General features: G+C 35.3%; 18 protein-coding genes and 2 pseudogenes. 3 read left to right on the forward strand and 17 right to left on the reverse strand.

What is annotated here, in order from left to right; all coding sequences use genetic code 11:
- Nucleotides 1-5: 5 nt before the first annotated feature.
- Genes pxpA through EKQ63_RS16260 form a run of 4 tightly spaced genes read right to left on the reverse strand, consistent with a single transcriptional unit; the run spans nt 6 to nt 3,246 of the window.
- Nucleotides 6-767: a 5-oxoprolinase subunit PxpA gene (gene pxpA / locus EKQ63_RS16245; RefSeq protein ID WP_087953231.1), complete on the reverse strand. Its 762-nt coding sequence runs from the start codon at nt 765-767 to the stop codon at nt 6-8.
- A gap of 18 nt (nt 768-785) precedes the next feature.
- Complete coding sequence (locus EKQ63_RS16250) at nt 786-1,775, reverse strand: 5-oxoprolinase subunit C family protein (RefSeq protein ID WP_087953230.1); 990 nt, start codon at nt 1,773-1,775, stop codon at nt 786-788.
- Entirely contained in the window at nt 1,766-2,479 is a 714-nt protein-coding gene (pxpB, locus tag EKQ63_RS16255; protein ID WP_000672296.1) for a 5-oxoprolinase subunit PxpB, read from the reverse strand. The genes EKQ63_RS16250 and pxpB overlap by 10 nt, the downstream gene beginning before the upstream one ends.
- A 14-nt stretch (nt 2,480-2,493) precedes the next feature.
- A complete protein-coding gene (locus tag EKQ63_RS16260) occupies nt 2,494-3,246 on the reverse strand; it encodes an IclR family transcriptional regulator (RefSeq protein WP_000026404.1) in 753 nt (250 codons plus the stop codon).
- Between the two features lie 254 nt (nt 3,247-3,500).
- Here EKQ63_RS16260 and EKQ63_RS16265 point away from each other — a divergent pair, with 254 nt between their 5' ends.
- The gene (locus EKQ63_RS16265) at nt 3,501-3,911 is read left to right on the forward strand and encodes a hypothetical protein (protein WP_143881269.1); all 411 of its coding nucleotides are present in this window, start codon (nt 3,501-3,503) and stop codon (nt 3,909-3,911) included.
- A gap of 50 nt (nt 3,912-3,961) precedes the next feature.
- Here the strand turns inward: EKQ63_RS16265 and lepB are convergent, their stop codons facing one another.
- From lepB to EKQ63_RS16300, 7 genes are all read right to left on the reverse strand, one after another.
- Entirely contained in the window at nt 3,962-4,513 is a 552-nt protein-coding gene (lepB, locus tag EKQ63_RS16270) for a signal peptidase I (RefSeq protein ID WP_000662493.1), read from the reverse strand.
- 23 nt (nt 4,514-4,536) lie between these two features.
- Nucleotides 4,537-5,214 carry a copper homeostasis protein CutC gene (locus EKQ63_RS16275; protein ID WP_087953227.1) on the reverse strand — a complete coding sequence of 226 codons (678 nt, stop codon included), beginning with the start codon at nt 5,212-5,214 and terminating at the stop codon, nt 4,537-4,539.
- Between the two features lie 195 nt (nt 5,215-5,409).
- On the reverse strand, nt 5,410-6,540 hold the full coding sequence (gene spoIIP, locus EKQ63_RS16280; protein WP_143881270.1) for a stage II sporulation protein P: 1,131 nt from the start codon (nt 6,538-6,540) through the stop codon (nt 5,410-5,412).
- A 168-nt stretch (nt 6,541-6,708) separates the two neighbouring features.
- Complete coding sequence (locus EKQ63_RS16285; protein WP_088327556.1) at nt 6,709-7,857, reverse strand: acyl-CoA dehydrogenase family protein; 1,149 nt, start codon at nt 7,855-7,857, stop codon at nt 6,709-6,711.
- A 152-nt stretch (nt 7,858-8,009) separates the two neighbouring features.
- Complete coding sequence (locus tag EKQ63_RS16290; RefSeq protein WP_000662223.1) at nt 8,010-8,642, reverse strand: YdcF family protein; 633 nt, start codon at nt 8,640-8,642, stop codon at nt 8,010-8,012.
- Nucleotides 8,643-8,972: 330 nt separating this feature from the next.
- Nucleotides 8,973-9,560: a GNAT family N-acetyltransferase gene (locus EKQ63_RS16295; RefSeq protein WP_087953224.1), complete on the reverse strand. Its 588-nt coding sequence runs from the start codon at nt 9,558-9,560 to the stop codon at nt 8,973-8,975.
- Nucleotides 9,561-10,295: 735 nt separating this feature from the next.
- Nucleotides 10,296-11,624, reverse strand: a complete 1,329-nt coding sequence (locus EKQ63_RS16300; RefSeq protein WP_087997131.1) for a YjiH family protein — start codon at nt 11,622-11,624, stop codon at nt 10,296-10,298.
- Between the two features lie 241 nt (nt 11,625-11,865).
- Between EKQ63_RS16300 and EKQ63_RS16305 the strand changes: the two genes are divergently transcribed.
- Complete coding sequence (locus EKQ63_RS16305) at nt 11,866-13,680, forward strand: S-layer homology domain-containing protein (RefSeq protein WP_087953222.1); 1,815 nt, start codon at nt 11,866-11,868, stop codon at nt 13,678-13,680.
- Between the two features lie 51 nt (nt 13,681-13,731).
- Here the strand turns inward: EKQ63_RS16305 and EKQ63_RS30285 are convergent.
- The 5 genes and pseudogenes from EKQ63_RS30285 to EKQ63_RS16330 all read right to left on the reverse strand — a co-directional run bounded on the left by EKQ63_RS30285 (nt 13,732) and on the right by EKQ63_RS16330 (nt 17,026).
- Nucleotides 13,732-14,107 (reverse strand): annotated as a pseudogene (locus EKQ63_RS30285) (hypothetical protein).
- On the reverse strand, nt 14,108-14,626 hold the full coding sequence (locus EKQ63_RS16315; RefSeq protein WP_087953221.1) for a GNAT family N-acetyltransferase: 519 nt from the start codon (nt 14,624-14,626) through the stop codon (nt 14,108-14,110).
- A 26-nt stretch (nt 14,627-14,652) separates the two neighbouring features.
- A pseudogene (locus tag EKQ63_RS16320) lies at nt 14,653-15,118 on the reverse strand (DUF2691 family protein).
- Between the two features lie 131 nt (nt 15,119-15,249).
- Nucleotides 15,250-15,684: a ferritin-like domain-containing protein gene (locus EKQ63_RS16325; RefSeq protein ID WP_087953220.1), complete on the reverse strand. Its 435-nt coding sequence runs from the start codon at nt 15,682-15,684 to the stop codon at nt 15,250-15,252.
- A gap of 160 nt (nt 15,685-15,844) precedes the next feature.
- Nucleotides 15,845-17,026, reverse strand: a complete 1,182-nt coding sequence (locus EKQ63_RS16330; RefSeq protein WP_087997128.1) for a YhgE/Pip domain-containing protein — start codon at nt 17,024-17,026, stop codon at nt 15,845-15,847.
- Between the two features lie 171 nt (nt 17,027-17,197).
- Here EKQ63_RS16330 and EKQ63_RS16335 point away from each other — a divergent pair, with 171 nt between their 5' ends.
- Nucleotides 17,198-17,815, forward strand: coding sequence for a TetR/AcrR family transcriptional regulator (locus EKQ63_RS16335; RefSeq protein ID WP_071725902.1), 618 nt, complete (start codon nt 17,198-17,200; stop codon nt 17,813-17,815).
- Nucleotides 17,816-17,919: 104 nt separating this feature from the next.
- Here EKQ63_RS16335 and EKQ63_RS16340 read toward each other — a convergent pair whose 3' ends face one another.
- Nucleotides 17,920-20,307: an immune inhibitor A domain-containing protein gene (locus tag EKQ63_RS16340; protein WP_143881271.1), complete on the reverse strand. Its 2,388-nt coding sequence runs from the start codon at nt 20,305-20,307 to the stop codon at nt 17,920-17,922.
- Between the last annotated feature and the right edge of the window lie 248 nt (nt 20,308-20,555).

Raw genomic sequence — 20,555 nt, forward strand, 5'->3', positions numbered from 1 at the left:
TTTTTTTATTCCGGTGCACAAATAGCAATACCATTATGTTCGAATGTTCTGTATATTATTCCCGCAAATTGTACTGCTTTTTCTCCATCACCGTGTAAACAAATCGTCTGCGCCTGAACGGCTACTTTCTCTCCATTCACCGAATTTACATAGCCTTCTTTCACCATTTGAAGCACTTGCTTTATCGCTTCTTCTTCATTTTTTATAAGCGCATTTTCTTCCGTACGACTCGTTAATGTTCCATCTTGCTTATACGTACGATCTGCAAAAGCTTCTTGTACAAGAGTTATATTGTATTTTTCCGCAGCCTGTATAAACGCCTCGCTATTTGCTAATCCGTAAAGTAATAGATTTGGATTCATATGATACATTGCCTTTGCGATTGCATCTGCAATTTCCGGATTAGTTGCCGCCATATTATATAGAGCACCGTGTGGTTTCACATGAAGCATTTTCCCGCCTGCCGCTTTCACAAATGCGTCTAATGCGCCAATTTGATATAAAACATAATCGTATACTTCACTTACTGAAACGTTCATGTTCCTTCTACCAAATCCAATTAAGTCTGGAAAACCTGGGTGTGCCCCTATCGCTACGTTATGCTGCATTGCCTTTTCAACTGTTTGCCGCATAACGGACGGATCACCTGCATGAAAACCGCAAGCAACATTTATAGAGGATACGAACGGAAGAATTTCATCATCATTCCCCATTTTATAAGCGCCAAAACTTTCTCCTAAATCACAGTTTAAATCAATTGTAGTCACACTGTTCCCCTCCTAATTTCAGCTTCGTAAAACAATGAATTTCTTTAATAGATTCATATTTACTTCTTGTTCTATGTACAATTGTTCCGCTTCTTCAAGCGTAATTTTCTCAAAAGAAACATAGTCCCCAGGTTTTAGCTGGGCAAGAAGAGGTAAATCTACTGAAATGATATTTCCCATTCTCGGATAGCCACCTGTCGTTTGCCTATCTGACATTAATATAATCGGCTGTCCACCATTAGGAACTTGAATGGTTCCAAATGTAACAGGGCTCGATAAAATCTCTTTTTCAACGGCTCTATTTAAAATTTCTCCTTCAACCCTATAACCCATACGATCAGCGTAATTAGATACTTTATACTCTTTCGTAAAAAATGCCTTTTTGCTTTCTTCTGTAAATTGATCATATTCAAAATCAGTTATGACGCGAAGTTTAGGATTTTTCTTATATTTTGGTCGTACGCTGCTACTAATTGCCCATTTTGTTTTTATGCGCTCATCCTTTTGTAAGTCTTGAATGAAACAATTTGCCATTTCTGATCGTTCACCAATTTGAAAATAATCTCCTTTTTTCAGCATCCTTCCTTCGATACCACCAATCGCAGCACGTATGTAAGTACTTTTGCTTCCCATCGTACAATCAATATGTATACCACCTGCAAAAGTTACATACGCTCTGCAACCACTATTCACTTTTCCAAAGCAAAGCATGCTACCTTCTTCCACTAAAATGGGACGCCATAATGGTATACGCTCCCCATTCAATAACGGTTCCATATCCGCACCGCCAATCGCGAGTAACGTCGTTTTCTTTATTAACAATTTAGGTCCCATAATTGTCATTTCGAGTGCCGCTTCATTTTCTTCATTACCAACTAACATATTGATCATCCGAAGTGCACTTTGATCCATAGCCCCGCCAACAGGTACGCCGTATTGTTGGTAATGAGACCGTCCTAAATCTTGGACTGTTGTAAACATTCCCGCATGCAAAACTTCTACATCCATTCTTTAGCCCCCTCAAGTGATACGTACTCTTCCTTCGTTATTGGGATAAATCGTAAATACATACCACTTTGAATATAGGTTGGTGTTTTTTCTTCCGGATTAAATAAGGAGATTGGTGTTCGTCCAATAATATTCCATCCACCCGGTGTTTCAAGTGGATAAATACCTGTTTGATTTCCGCCGATTCCTACCGAACCAGGAGAGATTTGTAACCGCGGTGTTTCTTTTCTAGGTGTTTCTAGTTCTTTTGATAGTCCTCCTAAATACGGGAATCCTGGTGTAAAACCTAACATATACACAAAATACGTTGTTTCACTATGTATGCGAATGACATCTTCTACTTGTAAACCGTGATAATGTGCGACCTCTTCTAAATCAGGTCCATATTCTCCCCCGTAACAAACGGGTATAGAAATATGTTTCACATCTCGTTTCAGCTCTTCCTTATACGTATCGAACATTCCAGTTATATATTGGCATACGTAATCATACGGTCTTATCTTTCTATCATTTTCCTTCCATACTTCATACAAATTGTAGTAAACAGCTAATGAAGTAAACGACGGAACACATTCAACCATCCCTACAAACGGATGTTGCTGCAGCGCTTGAAATAATCGCTGCACTTTTTCATAAGTATCCATTCCAATTCCTTCACCAAATGTAACAATAATTGCTTGATCCCCTAACGCAGAAAATTTCATCCTACTCCCTCTTTCTATGCCAAAAAGCCGAGTTCTTTCGAAATGCGATTCGCTGTCTCTTTTACCTTCGCGATAAAATATGGAATGTTACTTTCGCTGTACTCAATTGCTAATCCCGAAATACTAATGCCTGCTACAACCGTTCCGTCGCTTGCGAAAATGGGCACTGCTATAGCTGCTGTATGATTTTCTAACTCCGAATAACTAATGGTATGTCCTTCCTTTTTCGCCATTTGTAACACTTCTAACAATTGTTTCTTATCTACGATTGTTCCATCTGCAAATTGTTTTAAATCCGTTTCCTCTATGTATTTCTGTTTCTCTTCCTCAGAAAAATACGATAGTAAAATTCTCGGACATGCACCGGCATAAAGTGGCGCTCGTCTTCCAACCGCCGTATACACACGTACAGGCTGAACGCCTTCCATCTTTTCCACATAAATCGCGTCATTACCATCTTGAATAATTAAATTAACTGCCTGCCCTAAACTATCTCTAAGCTCTTTCATATATGGAATCGCAATATTTCTTACGGATAGTCTTTGTGAAACAAGTTGACCGAACCGTAAAAAAACGACTCCTAGACGATATTTCCCCTTTTCATTTTTTTGTAAAAACTCCATTTCTTCTAACGAGCCAATTAAACGATAAACTGATGTTTTCGGCATACTTGTAAGCTGAACCATTTCTGTTAAACTTAGCTCTTCATGCTCATAAAACAACTGTAAAATATCCATTGTCTTAACTGCCGTTTTATTTATACTCATTCTATCTCCCTCTTATTCCGAATTTCGGAACTTAAATTCCGTTTTTCGAAACAAACATATAATTTAAAATTATAAAATATTCTTTCAATTCTATCAATATATTTTTCAGCTGCTTTACCTTTATGTTTTGTCAGTAAGTTAAATTAAGCGTAAATCATTACATATATTTGTAAATTTTCACATCAGGATATTATCATTTTAAAATATTTATTTTATTATGATATATGCAAAATAAAATATAAGGAGTGTTTCTTTTGAAAAAGTTGCTAGTGATTCCTGCCATAATACTACCTTTTTGTTTAAGTTATCATGTGACGTTTGCGACAAATGAAGATACGAAGCTAGACTCTCAAATTGAACAACATGCCATAACTAACAAAGACGTTGCATTTTTCGGATCAACTACTTATAATTTCAACTATTTTAGTGGAGATAACTTAAGCGTTCTTGTACAAAATACAGGTGATTCTCCTTTTAGTTATACCTTATATAATGCTAAAGGTGCTTGGATGATTGACGGAGCTTTACAACCAGAGGAACGAGCGATAAGTGAATTTAGTATAAATTGGAGTGATTGGCTTCCTGAAGGTAAATATAAAATTTTTTTTAGAAATAGAGACGGTTCACTTTCCAAAGTACATGTTTCTACAAAACCATTAAATTAAAAATCCCAATAAAAAAAGTATGGAAGAATATTTCTCCCATACTTCTTTCTTTATAACGCTCTTACTTGTTTCAACGGCCAGAAAACAGCTTGTCCTTTTCCGACAATTTCATCTTCTGAAATAAATCCAAACATACGACCATCTTTAGAAACTTCACGATTATCCCCTAAAACAAACACTTGACCTTCTGGCACTTTCGTTTTTCCTGTGATTTGTTCTAACGTAAAGTCTGGAGTTAATACACGGCCTGCTGCTTTTTCTTTAAACTCTTTTAAATATGGTTCTTCCATCGCTTTTCCGTTTACATATAACACATCATTTTTATACTCAACTGTATCGCCTGGTAAACCAATTACTCGTTTTACTAAATCATATCCTTCTTTTCCGTGGAAGACGATAATATCAAAGCGTTCTAATCCACTTATACTATAACCAATCTTATTCACGAGAACTCGTTCGTTATTTTCTAAAGTGGGCATCATCGATTCGCCTTGTACTAATGACGGTGTAAATAAAACACCGCGAATAATTGCGATTAATACAAGGGTAAATCCTATCGTTTTCGCCCATGAGAATAATTCTTTCTTCGTATTTTCCTTCATCGTTTCTCCTCTTTCTTACGCATTTATTTTATGATTCGAACTAATTCTTGTACTAAATTAAGATCAATGTCAGCAAAACATGATTTTCCTTCTCTTACCGCTGTACCGACATGAGCTTGCGAAATTCCAGTTTCATCTAGCAATCTCCTTATATTTTCTTTCGTCACGCCAGCTCCAACAACAAGTTGAATTTGACCATCACTTACCTTTTGCATTTCTGTAAGCACCGGAATATTCTCTACTATATTTCCTTGTCCACCTGAAGTTAAGACGTGAGTCACTTTATGAAACTTCTTTAAAGTTCTCATCGCTTCTACTGGATTTTCTGTGTCGTCTATTGCACGGTGATATGTAACATTTATCCCGTCTACCACAGATAATAAATCCGCTAGTTTCTTTTCATCCACTTCATTTCGTTCATTTAATACACCTAATACAACACCAGCTACTCCTAATTTCTGAGCAACTACAATATCTTCCTTCATCATTTCAATTTCTTCTTCCGTATATGTAAAAGACTTCGCATGCGGACGAATCATAACGTGAATCGGTATATGTACTGTTTCTACCGCTTTTTTAATTAATGCATAACTCGGCGTTAAACCACCCTCTGTATAAGATGTAATTAATTCAATTCGCTTCCCACCAGCTCGTTCAATTCGTTTCACATCTTCTAAACATGTTGCAATAACCTCTAGCATGAGATGACCTCTTTTCGTGCTTTTTTCTTATTATACAGTAGGTGAAATAAGAAGCATAGTATTCTCCTATAAAACGATAAAAAGAAGAATGAAAAGAAAGATTTTTTTAACTACTAACATCTATTGGTGATTTTATATTTTACAAAAAGGAGTAACCCCCTAGAAACTCTGAATAGGTGTCACTCCTTTTTTATTTTAGTTATTTTTCTTAACTACTTCATTATAATAGTGGCTAAATGCTTCTACTAATGCGTCAACGGAAGCATACAGTTCTTCTGGTGTATTATCTACCCCTCCCATTTCAATAAGTAGAGCATTTGGAGAAAGATCTTGATTATATACTCCATTCCCGCTTTTACGATCTTTAATAAAAATCCCTCGGCTTAAACCGTAATACTTCTCATCTAAATATGAATTTATTGCCGTTACTATTTTTTTATTTTTTTCATAGTTAGGATTTTCTCGTCCTAAAATAAAATAAAGCCGAGCATAATCCTTTCCATTAATCGTTTTCTTCGTAATATTTTTTCGTGCATCATCCCTATGAAGATCAATGGGAAACATAATATTTTTATCTTGTGCTAATTTATCTTGTAATATTTGACGAGACCCTTTATAAGATTGGGCCCAGTTTAAATTTTTATTTCGTAGAAAATCTCTCATATTCGTCGTATCATGTGAAACGCCTATTCCTTTTTCTTCTAACTTTTGTTTTAAATAATTTCCAACAAACGTAATGTTCACTTCATTATTTGTACTAGAGGCATCATCAGGTATAGTAGCCCCTGGAATGAGAGGAATAAACGACTCCCAACTATGTGTATGATAAATAAAAACTTTATTTTCACCGTTATTTTGTGTATTTGAGTTGTTCTCTTTCTCACTCTTTGGGTGTTTAACAGCAGTACCTTTATCTTTAATATTCTCTAAAGGAATGCTTGATTCTTCAGGAATGTTCGTATAATCTGTTCCTTCCCCCGCAATTAATATTTCGGAATAAAATTGATTCATATTTGGAAGTTCTCGCGTTAATAAACTGCGGAGGTCATTTACATTAATGTTTGTAGAAAGTGAAAGTAAAAAAGATTCCAAAGACGCTCGTCCTTTTTCTTTATGAAATTCTTCTACAAAATAACGATTTTCACTTCCTATCATATACATAAGACCTTTAGTAGAATTCGTTCCTAATAATTGATTAATATAATACGATTTAAATACGTTTGAATTACTAGAAATGAAGAATGAAGTGAGAATACATATAATCGTGAATAAAATACATATCATTACATACTTTATATTAAATACTTTTAGTTTCACTTTATTCATTTTATATCTCCCTTCATTTACTATATTCTTACGCATAATTTTCAATGAATATGATTACTAATTTAATAGAACTACCTCAAATTTGAAAATAGTAATATGAAATCTATCAATTATAAAAAAGAAGATCCTGCAATAGGATCTTCTAAATCTTGACTAATATATTTTTAACTACGACCGAAACGCCGCATCCGCCAACATAGATAGTGTTGCATCATCCATCGGCGGATTGTGTAGTCCTGCTCTAACGTTTAAATAGTAACGGTGAAGCGGATTTTTTTCTGATAAACTTTTTGCTCCTACGATGCGCATTGATTTATCCACTATGGATATTGCCGCATTTGTTACGGCGTATTTCACTGCCGCTAATTCGGCTTGCAGTGATAGTTTATCTTCTGCCTCATCGTATTTTTTCGCAATTTGATATAAAAAGACGCGAGCTTGCATAAGCTCGAGTTCTAATTCTCCAACTAATCTTCTAACATTCGGTAATAAACTAATAGAATGGTTTAAACTATTTGGTTTGTATGATCCCGCAAACTGAACTGCATAATTTCTTGCTGATTGTGCAATTCCTAAATAACATGCTGGTATATGTAGCAACCAGCCAATACCCTTTTGTTTCACTTTCCCGCTTTTTACATCCGTAAAAAAGCGGTTGTCTAACTCTACATTTTGTAAGACAAGGTCGTGACTAGCAGTCCCTCGCATTGCAACGCTATCCCACGTTTCTTCAATGGATACACCGAGTGTATTTCTTGGAATGACAAACTCACCAACTTCTTCTTGGCCTTCCATACTCGCTGAAATAATAAAATAATCAAGTACTGGTGCCATTGTTGTAAAAGTTTTCCTTCCATTTATAACCCACTTCTCGCCTTGTTGAACCGCTATTGTTTCTGGTTTACCGCCACGCGTCGGACTCCCTGTTTTCGGTTCTGTTGCTGCCCTGTTAAAGAGCGCACCATTACGCACTTCTTCGCAAAACCATTTGAACATCTCATCATTCCAAGAGCGATTTTCCCCTAGCTCTTTCACAATACCAAGATGCCAGCCAATCGATAATGCAGTAGCTCCGCAACCTTCCGCGATTTTTTCTTGAAATAAAACGAAGTCATATAAAGAAATCGCACTACCACCAAATTCCTTCGGTAACGTTAATTTCGTATACCCGATATCTTTCAAATCATTTATATTTTCATACGGAAATGATCCTAATTCACTTAGTCGATGCTCCCTTTCCATGAAATTCGGAATCAATTTATTTATTTGTTCAATAATGAAAGATTGTTTTTCTGTTTCAACAAATGAGAGTGCCATACTATAATCTCCTTTATGCTCGATTCATAAACCGTTCATTTTGTCATTATGATTATATGAAGCTACCTCTCTATTGTTTCACTATTCCGATAAAAATACAATGTTTTTGACTAATAAGAAAAGTTCCTATTTTAGGATAGGTTCTTTTCTTATTAGTCCCCCTTCAATGCCTTTAGTGGCAACGAGGTTACATATCCAATATACGAGAATAATTCTTTAAAGAAGAATGGTATTTCTGTATCTAACGTTTTATATGCTGATGTCGGCGTTGGTGAAGCATATGCTTCAATATTAATATGTTTTGCGATTCTCATTGCTCGTTTCATATGAAGTGGATCACTTACAATCGTGTATGTGCGTATTCCGTTCTCTATTCCAACTTCCTTCGCATTCTTTAAATTTTCTTCAGTGAAAAGGGATTTTGTTTCAATTAAAATATCTTCCTCTTTTACACCTTGTTTCATTGCATATACTCTTGCAGTACGCGCTTCCTCAAGCTCTGCCTCGAACTTTGTACCACCTGTAAAAATAATCTTTTTAATATTTCCGTTCTTATATAAGGAAATCGCATGATTAATTCTTTCTTTAAATACAGGAGATGGTTTTCCGTTCCAAGAAGCTGCTCCTAGTACGATACCAGCATCCGTTTTCACGCTATCATCTGTTTTAAAACGATAACTCCAAATATCGTAAGCTGCATAACTTACATATAAAATAGCAGAACAAATCATTAGTAAAAATACTTGAAAGATTCGTCTTTTCTTACTCTTCTTATTTTCTTTCATTTGTAATTGCCTCCGTACATCATCCATACTTCTATAAAAAAACATTTATATCAAATCGTTTTGTTTGAGTTTATTTAAAAGAAGGAACTTTACTTGTTATTTATGTATAAAAGGGTTTTCATTTAAAATTGAGGATTATCAATTCATTTTCATTTGCGGTTTTCATTACATGTTTTAAATTCATAAGTTTATTACCATACAACTACATTGTAACGAATTTTTTCTCAGAAGGGAACGATGAAACAAAAGGAATTAAAATAAAGTAGCATTTTGTAAGAAAAAAGGTATATTTTTTATGTATTACAAACAATATACCTTTCAAAACACGAATTATAGCTTTTCTTTATACAATTCTAATTTTTCTAATAGACGAGCTTTCACAACTGGCCATTCGCTTGCGATAATACTATACACAACCGCATCTCTCACATGTCCATTCGGTAATTTTCTTTCATTTCTAAGCACGCCCTCTTTTACGGCTCCTAACCTTTCAATTGCTCGTTGTGCTTTTTCATTTCTTGCATCCGTCTTAATTTGCACCCTCAGCATATGCAATTTTTCAAAAGCATACTGGAGAAGCATATACTTACACTCTGTATTTATACTCGTACGTTGCACACTTGGATGATACCACGTTTGTCCTAACTCGACTGTTTTATCTTCCACTGAAATATTATATAGACGTGTACTCCCTACAATCGTATTCGTCTGTTGATCCACTACAACGAAAGGTATTTGCGTACCTTTTCCATAACCCTGTATCGCTTTTTGAACATATTGCTGCATATCTTGCACACTATCCATTTTAGAGATTAAATACGCCCAAATTTCCCGATTTCCTTCTACAATCGAAAACAAAGTTTCGACATCATCACTATCCATTAACCGTAACTTTACTCTTTCGTGAATGATTTCCATTTGTAAGCCCCCTTTTTCTTACTATATCACACAAAATAAAACTTCATTATATAGATATAAAGATATTAAAACCTATTTTAAAATTCACTTACATTCAATTATTAATAACTTCTCACATCATAATCAACCAAAAATCTCTAACAAATACCGTTTACATCTCATTGTATCAAGCTACATTTATATTGGTTTCGTTTCATTTGAAATTTTTCTTTTTCTACTGGTCTAATGTGCGTTCTTTAAAAATTTGCACAGCAAAAACGCTCTTTTTTCTACAAATAGATTATTGTTTTTCATTTATAGATCACTTTTTCAGTTTGATAGCATGGATAAATATGGATGATAACCAAAAAATACTATATAATAATACAGTGGAACTTTAATCGGTGAAAGTTTTACAGTTAATTAATATGGGGTAAATGGGAGGATATAAAAATGCTAGATCAAATCACTTGGGGAACGCCAGGCAGCTTATTATGTTTAGGATTCTTTTTTGCAGGGTTAGGAATTTTCTTAAGAAGTATTACCTCATATACGAACAACAAATAAAAATAACAAACAAAAGAATCCTTTCTTTTACAGAAGGATTCTTTTGTTTAGTTGTATCTTTTTAAAACTTTAAAGTAACAGTTACCACATGTATACTACTAATATTTTTAATTCTACTTTTTATACCTTTCCCCTTGTCGTTACTCTATCTTTATAAATTTAAAATGACTTTGACAATACTTTTTCTTTTTAAAGCAACAAATAAGCAATCGGCGTAATGATAAGCAATGTTAATATCGTTCTTTGTACGTACAGAATAATAAGTTCTGATACTTTTAACGGAATATCTGTCGATAAAATACAAGGGATGGAAGCTGAGAAGAACAATATAGATGATACCGAAACGACCGCAATGACAAACTTTGTCACAAGTGGTGCACTAACTACTAATAATGATGGTAAAAACATTTCTGCAATACCGACGGATGCCGCTTTAGCAGCTAAGTCTGCTTCTGGCAGTTGTAAAGCCCATGTAAAAGGATAAAAAATATAGCTGACCCAATCAAATATTGGTGTGAACTTCGCTAAGACGATACCAATTAACCCTACAGACATAATAGATGGTAAAATTCCCATTGTCATAATAAAACCGTCTTTTAAGTTCACTGCGATATTTTTCATAACGCTCGGTGCAGTTTTTGATACTTCTAATGCATCTTCCCAAGCGCGTTCTAACATTCTCTCTTTATAAACAGGCTCTGGGAACCCTTCTTCCGTTACATATGTATCTGGTTTTCTACTAAGGGGCGGGAGTCTTACGGTGATAGCAGTTACGATGAATGTTACAACGAGAGTCGTCCAAAAATAAACATTCCATACATGCATAATGTCTAATGTTTTTGCGATGATGATCATAAATGTTGCGGATACTGTAGAAAAGCCTGTAGCGATAATAGCTGCTTCTTTTGTCGTATACTTTCCTTCTTTATACACGCGATTCGTAATTAATAAAGCCAAAGAATAACTCCCCACAAAGGAAGCAACCGCATCAATTGCTGATCGTCCTGGTGTTTTCCATAACGGTCTCATAATTGGACGGCAAAACGTACCGATAAATTCAAGCAATCCATATCCAACTAATAATGCTAAAAAAGCCGAACCAATCGGAACGAGTAAACTCACCGATATGACTAGTTTCTCATACAAAAACGGCCCTACATCTGGTGCAAAGAACCAAGCTGGCCCTACTTTCAAACAATATAATACACCGAAAACGACGCCAACTACTTTTAAAATCGAAAAACAAATATCTACAATAGATGCCTTCCATTTCTTCGTATAAAACGGATAAATCGCACCCACTATCATAACGAGTAGTGCGTAATAAGGTACTACGCTTGGAACCGAAGCTCTAATCCACGACACGATATGATCAATCATTATGGAAGAAGCATCGTTTATCGTAACCGGTACGAAAAACATAAACACCCCAACGAGACTAGCAAGTATAAACCGAAAAATGATGCTCTTCTCACTCCCTGTCTTAATTACATTCCTTTTTAATTCAATTTCACTCAAAATTCGACACCTCCTATTATCTAAATATTCTGTATAATTATATTAAATCCCTTCTTTTCATTTGAAAATTACACAAGCAATAATCTTACATTTTTATTGTCAGTCACCAAAAATTATCATATAATATCTTTCATACATGTTACATATGCTCATTTGAAACATACATTTTGTAACTAAATTATTTCTTTTTTCAATTTACTCTTTAAATTATCCCACATAAAAATAGAAGGAGAATGGAAATTTGAAAACAATAAAAATAACTATGGCAAGTGCGTTGCTATTTGGTGCTATCATCGCTCCATCTAGTTCTTTCGCTGTGAGTGAAACTGTAACACAAAAAAATAATGCGCAATTGGAGAATTACGAAGACGAAGACGATTACTACTATCAATTTCCTGATGTTATTGGCTGGGCAAAGCCGTCCGTTGATTATTTAGTAAAGAAAAAAGTCTTATCTGGCTTACCAGACGGTACATTTGGACCTAATCTTGAAATTGATAGAGCTTCAGCCGCAATTATCATGGCAAAAATATTAAACTTACAAATAGACGCTTCAGCAAAGCCATCATTTAAAGATTCTCAAGAACATTGGGCTACTCCTTATATTGCTGCAGTTGAAAAAGCTGGGATTATTAAAGGCGTCGGTAATGGAAATTTCGAACCTTCTGGAAAGCTAACAAGAGCTGCTATGGCCTCTATGCTTGTTCATGCATATAACTTAGACAAAAAAGCCACTGAAAAACTACCTACTGTATTCCGAGATTTAAAAGGACATTGGAGTGAAAAATCGGCTAATCTTCTTGTTGCTCTTGGTATTTCACTGGGCTATGGTGGTAGTCATTGGTATCCAGATAACACGATTACCCGTGCAGAAGCTGCAAGTTTAGTTGCTCGCACAGACCAATCGAAAGATAAAGAAATTAAATTAAAGCAAGTTACTATGAAACAACATTATTTTATTTATCCTGAAACCTCTCTTCATTCAGGTATACTTGCTGAATATGCACCACAAACCGTTACTGTATTCGATGAATCTGAAAACGGCTGGATCAAAATTGCGACGGATCATGGGTTAAAGTGGACACCATTAAAAGAGAAACAAGTATACATTGATAAAAACTTTGTTACCTTTGATAGACCGTCAAGAACAGGATACGTGGTTGGTAAATATCCCCCTCAAACTGTAACAGTTGTTGAAGAAAATAGCATCTGGTTAAAAATTCGCACTAGTGAAGGGCTTCAATGGATGAATCCATATTTAAAAGAGGGTGAAGGAAAAGAACTAACATACATACCACGAACATTTTTCGCTTACGATAGCCCTAATTTTTCTTCTAAAATATCTGGAAAGTATGCTCCACAAGGCGGCATCGAAGAATTAGCTATGGGAGATGACGGATGGGTACAAATTCGTACAGATAAAGGACCAAAATGGATAAACATGTCTTATCTCTTACGTCCAAAGCTCCTCTTAAATGTTCCTGCCATTAATCAATTGCCCGAACTACAAAAAGGAAGTGCAGTTGTTTCACTACAAATGCTTTTAGAATACTATACAGGACGTTCATTAAATAAAGTAGACTTTGCTAATCAAATGCCATTTGATACAACGAGATATCAGATGGAAGAAGGCGGAAAAATTACAGTTTGGGGTGATCCAGACATCGGATTCGTTGGTGACGTAACAGGAAAAAGATTGGGTTACTCTATTAACCCGGCACCATTGAAACAATTACTTGATAAACATGCAAGAGGTACAGATTTAACAGGACAGGATTTCTCTGTATTAGAAAGCTATGTACGTAATGGTAAACCAGTTGTAGCGTGGGTAGGAAACAAAATAACTGCTCCACAACTAGAACAAACTTGGAAAACACCTCAAGGAAAAACCGTAAATGGATACAGAAATGCACATACTATTATCATAACTGGTGTAGATGATCGTAACATTTATTATAATGACCCATTAGACGGTAAAAAAGACCAGCCAATGGTAAAATCCCGATTTGAGCACAGTTATAATCAAATGGGTAAAAAAGCTTTAAGTATCGATTAATCATATAAAAAAGCCTATTTTGATCGTATGATTCAAAATAGGCTTTTTCTATTACTGTCCATAATCATCCACAATTACTTGAATGACACGATACGATTCTTCTGCCACTATCTTATTACTACTCTTATTACTACTCTTATTCGCATCATATGTAATTAACACCTTCCAAAGTGCCCATCCTCTCGCTCTATTCCACGTTTCTTCATCTATTTGTAGTACTTCTTTACATATCTTTCTACTACTTTTATCAAAAAACGTCCATGACATCGCTGCATCACTTGGCAATCTTACACTCATCTCATCCCCTAAGTGAAATGTTCTGTTATCATGCCCACTAAACTTTACAGGTTTCACCTCTAAATGTGTCCATTCAGGAAACTGTTCCCCCTATTAATCTTTTAACTAAACCAGTATCAATTTGATTCATTTACTCTCCCCTTTTCTTTTGAAACTTACTAAGTCCATCTGTACTGCCAACATATTCAAAACCATTTCTCTTATAAAAATCATTCAATATGCGATTATGCCCTACACAATCTAGTTTTAAAAACTCTTTGTCATGTTGTACATTCTCTTCTATCCACCGTAACATCCATTCTCCGATTTCGTTCCCCTTATACTTCCGGTTCACCGCAAATCTATGAATATATAATGAATTTGAAACTTCCTCTTTACCAAAAATATATTCATCCCATTCATTTTGTTTAGGAGATACTGTAACTGTACCGATAATTTCATCTTCTTTCGTAACTACATATGTATATTTCTCTCTTATACCTTCTAGTATTTCAGCCGTAGCCTCTCCGCCTAACAGATACTGCCACTGATCTACTTCTTTATGTTGTAGCCACTGCGCTACCTCTTTTAATAGAGTGATAATGTTATCGCTTTCCTCTTCAGTAGCGGTTCGAATTGTGTATTCTTTCGTTATGGTGTTTCTCTCCATACTGCCGTTCCCCTTTCAATTTACTACTATACTGACAAACGTGTTCTACCATCATTTTCGTCTGTAACATATTCAACATAAAAACCTTGATTGAGTGCATTTTCATACATCAATTCAATCACTTTTTGATCTTTCGCATAAATTTGTATGTAATCGCCATCTGCTACTAATACGACTATCTCACACTTACTTTCCATAAACTCTTCATATGTTTCAATATCTAGTACTATTTCTCCTTTGGGATATGCTTTTAAATCTGCAAAAATAAGATAATATACGTTGTCTTTAAATAACCTGTTCAAATCCGATCCTTCCATTACACTTGGTTCTTCTGGAAATAACGCTTCATCCAATCCACCACGTGCTACTAAGTATGACTCCTCACTCACTCCCTACCCACCAATCATATGAAGGAATATGAATTGGCTTTAATACTTTCCAAAGTAAATTATTATATTCATTTGGAATTTCTACAAAGATTCCTCTTTTCATATGTTTACTCCTAACATATTTGTTTCCATTTTTGTTTCATACATTATATACGAAATTCAGCTACTATATATAAGTATTTCATCACAAAAACCGTCCCACTACTAGTGAAACGGTTTTAATTCCTTAAGCATTCACTTCGTCTTCACAAAATAATATAAAAACCACACCGCATGATTTTGTTCATCGGCAGCTATTCTACGCAGTAACTCTTTCAAATGTGCATCCGATGTCTCATCTGCAATTTCTAAGTAAAAATCCACTGTCTTCTGCTCATCTTGTATGGCGAATTCTAATCCTTGTAAGTACGTATTCGGACATTCTTCTGTAATTTTTGGTTTTGGCTGCTGACCAGTTAAATTTGTATAAATCTGTACAAACTGATGAAAATGCTTTATCTCATCGTTACGAATTTCAAGAATTTGATTTCGTTCCGCCGCATTGGGAGCCATGTTGGCTAATTTCGCATAACAATTTATAGCACTAAACTCTCCGTTAATTGCTTTCTCAATATCACGAATCAACTTATCATTTTGCCTATACGAATCATAATAATTCGAACTATACATCTTATCCCCTCCATTGTTTCACATAACACTTTATGCAATTTGAAATAGTAGGAGCATGTATACAAAATAAACCGCAAATACGAACTCTTCATTTCCCTATAGACTAATAATCATTTCACCACAAAAAGAACGCTTCACTACGAGTGAAACGTTCTTTTTTCTAAGCGTTTAATTCTATTTTATGTTCCTTTATTGCACTACGTTTGAAAGCAGTCGCTAACATAATAAATATACTTACCGCACCAATACAAACGAGCACAGTAAGGGGTGTACTCCAGCTTAATCCTTTTCCGAAAAAGAATATTTCTCTAAGTCCTTCAATCATAAATCGCATTGGTAACCATGAATAAACCCAATCTTGATAAAATGGAGACAGCATTTCAGGTGCTAATGATAATAACGGTGCACTGAAGAATAGTAAGAGTGCGAATAAACCGATTCCCTTTAATCCAATTAATGAAAGTACGGCCGATATCATTAAGAAGAAACTAAACGATGTAATGGATAAAAATAAGGCCGTATCGGTGAAATTTGAAATATTCAGTCCTACCATGCTATCCGCAATCCACGTAAGACCGAACCCAATAACAAGTGCGGCAATTGCGCCTGTTACGATTTGATTTAGTTTTAATACAAAGTTTTCTTTTCTTGTATGAATTGGCATTTTACTTATCGCGATAAAGATAAGCGCTGCACTCGCTAAACTTGCGATCCATAACGGCTGGAATAATGAAATTGGTGAGTTACCGTTTGCACTATTTTTGCCGACTTCATTTACGTTTGTTACTTTCTTAGTAATTGGTGTTACTACATTTGAAACTTGATCTGCTGTTAATGTAGCCCCTTTTGCTTTCCATCCTTCTAATAGTTGTATACGAACATTGTTGTTCATATTATCAACTACACTATTTAATATTTGTCCTGCCATAGTTGATGCCGCTGTATTCATCCCTTGATTGATAAATATTTCTACCTGTGGCGAAGATGGCTGTGGTGTTCGTAGTGATGCCTGCTTTGTACTAAATTCTTTCGGAATGACCAATGCTGCGTAATACTCTTGATTATTTAAACCTTTTTGTACGGCTTCCTTATTTTTCACTTCTACCCACTTTACCGCGGGTTCTTTCTCTGATTTTGATGTCTTTTTCATATTATCAACAATCGTTTGCCCCATGTTCATTTTCGGTTGATTCGGAATTTCTACTCCTTGATCCTCATTTACAATTGCGATTGGCAAATTGTTCGGCTGAGGTTGAACGGTTGGAAATAATGTTAATGAAAAAATAAACACAACAAGTAGTGCAATAACTGGTGATAATAATAAAAGTTTATTTTTAAACATTTTCTTTTCTCCTCCCATCATTTGATTTATAATAACCAACAACGTGTTTATTATTTGTATTTTGAATTATATGTTCGAGTTGAACCGTATACAATAATCAAAAATCGTGAATGTGTCGGTTATAAGACACATCCTTAAAATGTGTTGGCTAAAATTTAGGAGGGACATACTTTGCGTGATAGTAATTTAGATTTACGCGTCGTTCGTACGAAAACTGCCATACGAAATGCATTGGTGGAATTAATTGAGGAAAAAGGTTTTGACGCCATTACAGTGAAAGATATTACAACGAAAGCAAACATCAATCGCGGTACTTTCTATGCGCACTATCAAGATAAATTTGATTTAATGACGAAATGCCAAGAAGACATTATGTACGAGTTTTCTAAAATTGCCAAACAGAAATTCCCGGAAGTGATTGCTGACCTTGGATCTAACCCTTCTCCAACAATGCCCTTTATACTTATCACTTCTATTCTTGAATTTTTAAATGAAAATAGTGATTTTATGAAAGCTGTACTTAGCCCGAAAGGAGACTTATCTTTCCAAACAAAACTGAAAGATTTCATGTGGAAAACACTATTTGAAGATACGAATGGTGCTCTCATTAATAAGGAAAATTTACTTGTTCCAAGCCAATACTTAACTTCTTATATGGCATCCGCTCATATTGGTGTCATCCAGCAATGGTTAAATAGTGGCCAAAAAGAAACACCAGAGGAAATTGCTCGTATTTTATCAACAATTGCCGTTCATGGACCTTTTTATGCAGCTGGTTTAAAGAAATAAGCCCGCTTGCTTAGTAATTTCTATTATTTTATTAATAACTTGAAATTTATGTTGCTGTAAAAAAAAGCTGTTGAAGGGACTTTCCTTCAACAGCTTCTACATTATTAACGATATAAACGAACTGCACCTGCAGAGTTATCATCTGCTTGTCCAACCACTTCAAATTTCAATCCAAATTTCGGTAATTTACGTCCTGCATCTGGGATTAAATCATTTATATACAATTTAGAATCATCAAACTTCGTTACACCTGGTAATCCTTTGTAATCATATGTTCCGCGTATTGGAGATACAACTTTCCATGCTGGCGTTTGATTAAATGAGAACGCAGCATCTGCGATTTGGAATCGTGTACTATTTTTAACAGTTGGTTTTCCGTTTAGCGTTCCAACAATTGCCTCTGGGTGAGAGTCAACAACTCCTAAGAAACCTTCACCTGGATGTAAACCAACCCAATTATCTGTAAAGCTAGAGTCTGCATACCATACAAGAAGACCTGTATTATACGGTACACCACTGCTATATTTTAACGCTTGATCAGCACCAGCATAGTTTCTCCACTCTAAATAGTAGTTATGCTTCTTCTTATCAAAACCGTCTGCTACAACGAAACCATTTAATTTGAATTTCGTTTCACCTTCTGCATCATCAGAGAACACAACATTTCCATCTACGGTTAATGTAGCATTATCAAAAGTAAAACCAGTCGGCGCTAAACCACCATCTGTAATGTATTCGAATACTAATTTTACTTTTTGACCTTTGAATTTGCTTAAGTCATAAGACTTATCTACCCATTTACCATCTGTTGTGTCTAAACCATTTTTTACATTCTTTTCACCAATTCGATCCACTAACGTTTTCGTACCATCTTCTTTCACTGCATGTACTTCAAGAAAATCATAATCCGTTTCAATTTCATACATTGATTTGTAATCAAACTTCGCATTTGTTGCATTTGTTAAATCAAATACTGGCGTTTCTAATGTTGTATGAAGATTATCACCTTTTGTACTATAGTAGTACTTCTTACCGAATGCAGGCTGAATACCTTTTACCTCTTTATCTGGTAAGTTAACACGAATCAGACCAGGACGATTTGATTTCGTTACACTTTGATCTAAATACGTCGCATAACCGATACCGCGATTTAATTTATTATAGTCAACCTCTACAATATTGGCCCAGTTTCCACCTATGTTCTTTTGAAAGAACTCTTTGTTTTGCGGAGAAAAACTCGGTGGCGTTGTTCCTGCAATTTTACCAGCCCAGCTACCGCCACTCATAACAGACCAAGAGTTAATTGGCTCACCTGCTCCTGTGTACTTCGTATCATACTCATCTGGAAGACCTAAATCATGACCAAATTCATGTGCGAATACACCAACTGCTCCGTCTTCTGGCTCAATTGTGTAGTCGTATGCTGCCATTTTACCGCCCCAGTTATCAACTTTTGCTTTTGTTCCCTCAATTGGATATGGTGTTCCAAGGTGCCAACGATGTGACCAAATTGCATCATCACCTAGTCTACCACCGCCTCCATCTTGCCCAACTCCCGCGTGAATGACCATTAAGTGATCAATTAGACCATCTGGTTCATTTTTATTGCCATCACCATTATTGTCATATTGATCGTATTCGTCAAATTCAGATAAATCAATACCACTTTCTACAGCCGCATTTAATGCCTCTTTTACAAAATCACGCGGTCCTTTTGGTCCCATATTATCATGACCGCCATCTCCTGCATCTGCGCCATAATCCGCCGCATTACCAGGAACTGTCAACCACTTTGTTACTGTCCCATCTACTGTATAACTACCACCAGATTGCTCTTCATAATATTGTTTAAATGTTGGTACTTTTGAACCATCAAAGAGTGTAAATGGCTCATTACCAAATAACATTTTTTGATAATGTTCTGGATTAAAATCATTTGAATACATATAACCTGGTACTTGATCAATATTGTTATGCTTAAAGTCAGCAAACTCTACTAGCAATACAAGAACTTTATCTTTACGAACATCACCGTTATATTGTTTTTGCTTCGCTGAAGTAGTCGGTACTTTGCCGTTTAATCCCCCTTTAACCGGCTCCTGTCCAAATACCGGGCCACTAGCAGGTTGATCTGCTTTTTCTTTCTCATCTGCTTTTGCATCTTTGACTTTTTTCAAAAAGTCAGCAGCTTCTCTCGTAACACTATCCCCCGCTGCTGGTTCTTTTCCAGCATTTTCACCTTTTTTCTTCTCTACGTATTTTTCAACAGCTTTTAATGTGTCTTCTTTCGACGTAGATTCACTAATTACACCGCGTTTCTTGAGCGCATCTGCTAAACGCTCCTCTTGAATTAAATTTTCATCAATTGGACTTAAAGTTCCTGCATTAGACGGCGTTGCTGCATAAGCAGATTGCCCCCCATACCCAAATGTGCAACTAAGCACAGCTGCCGCCGCAAACGTAGACAGCACTTTAAAAGGCTTTTTCTTCATCCCTATTCCTCCCCAATATTAAATACGATACAACGTTTATATATTATAGAAAATTCAGATAATTAACAATATATTATCTTTATTTGTAATATTTTTGAAAAAATCCTTTATTTTAGATGAACATACATTCTGATTCATCAATGTTTCAGGAAATATTGATGAAAGTTGATAAAACTATTAAAATCTCTGTTTATCATATGCTCCTTTTTATTTCGGTCTTCCGTTTCAATTAAAATCATAAAGAAATC

Origin of the sequence: Bacillus sp. BD59S, assembly GCF_007363175.1 — a bacterium.
Classification (GTDB): Bacteria; Bacillota; Bacilli; order Bacillales; family Bacillaceae_G; genus Bacillus_A; species Bacillus_A pacificus.